Genomic DNA, 717 nt, shown 5'->3' with positions numbered 1-717 from the left:
GTGGTCTGGCGCCCCGTGCTGCCCAACGTGATCTTCCCGCTGGCGGTGCAGGTCACCATCCGCGTCTCCGAGGCCATCCTCGTGTCCTCGTCGCTTTCCTTCCTCGGCATCGGCGTGACGCCCCCCACCCCCGACTGGGGCCTGATGATCGCCGAGGGCCGCGACTTCGTGAGCTTCGCGCCGTGGATGTCGGCGATGCCCGGCTTCGCGCTTGCGCTGCTGCTGATCGCGCTGTCGATCGTCGGCGACGGCATCCGCGAGGAATTCGACCCCAAGCTGCGGAGGGGCGCATGAACGACATGACCTCCCACCCCGTCACCACGCAGGACGCGGCCGAGCCGATCCTGCGGCTCGAGGGGCTGACCGTGCATCGCGGCGCCGCCAAGATCCTCGACCGGGTGAGCCTCTCGCTCGGGCGCGGCGAGACGCTGGCGCTGGTGGGCGAAAGCGGCGCCGGCAAGTCGACCATCGCGACCGCACTGATGCGCCTTCTCGACGGCGCAAGGGTCGAGGGCCGGGCCGAGCTTGACGGCGCGGGAGACCTGCTTGCCCTGCCCGAGCGCCGCATGGTGCGGCTGCGCGGCTCGCGGCTGTCGATGATCTTCCAGGACGCGGGTTCCGCGCTGAACCCGTCCTACACCGTGGGGCGCCAGCTCACCACGACGCTGCGCCGCACGCTGGGCCTGTCCCGGGCCGAGGCGCGCGCCAAGGCGGTCG

At 71.8% G+C, this 717-nt stretch carries 2 protein-coding genes; both read left to right on the top strand.

What is annotated here, in order from left to right; all coding sequences use genetic code 11:
- On the top strand, positions 1-294 hold a 294-nt coding region (locus HC022_RS28100; protein WP_167454551.1), incomplete at its 5' end, for an ABC transporter permease subunit.
- On the top strand, positions 291-717 hold a 427-nt coding region (locus HC022_RS28095), incomplete at its 3' end, for an ATP-binding cassette domain-containing protein (protein ID WP_167454550.1). The genes HC022_RS28100 and HC022_RS28095, both read left to right, overlap by 4 nt.

Origin of the sequence: Salipiger sp. HF18 (assembly GCF_011806505.1) — a bacterium.
GTDB lineage: Bacteria > Pseudomonadota > Alphaproteobacteria > Rhodobacterales > Rhodobacteraceae > Salipiger > Salipiger thiooxidans.
The sequence above is the reverse complement of the archived record's forward strand: the minus strand, read 5'-3'. Positions and strand labels throughout refer to the sequence as shown.